This window comes from Psychrobacter sp. AOP31-B2-9 (assembly GCF_052378005.1).
GTDB lineage: Bacteria > Pseudomonadota > Gammaproteobacteria > Pseudomonadales > Moraxellaceae > Psychrobacter.
Window position 1 is genome coordinate 1 of sequence record NZ_JBQSXG010000351.1, and the last position, 402, is coordinate 402.

The window sequence follows — 402 nt, forward strand, 5'->3', positions numbered from 1 at the left end:
AGTCGTGCCGACAGAAGCGATGATACCAGAGTCACACATTTTGTCAGTATAGCGAATGGATAAGTACTGAACCCCTCGATCACTGTGATGAATGACATCCTTAGGGTTGTTCCTGTCTGCTATCGCCTGATTTAGCGCAGCCATAACCATATCCGTGTTCATGCGATTAGATACTTTCCAACCGACAATGCTACGGGCAAACACGTCAATAATAAAAGCGGTATATACCCAGCCGCTAGTTGTTTTTATATAGGTGAAGTCAGCTACCCATAGCTGATTAGGACGATGGGCATTAAAATTACGATTAATCAGGTCATCAGCGCATTTTTGGTCATCACGGCTATTGGTGGTGATCTTGCCCTTACCGCGCCAGATGCCTTGCATACCATACTGCTTCATTAA

Annotated in this window: 1 protein-coding gene; it reads right to left on the reverse strand. The window is 44.8% G+C overall.

What is annotated here, in order from left to right:
- A partial coding sequence (locus ACT3SX_RS15585) for a DDE-type integrase/transposase/recombinase (RefSeq protein WP_444761881.1) occupies positions 1–402 on the reverse strand: 402 nt, incomplete at both ends.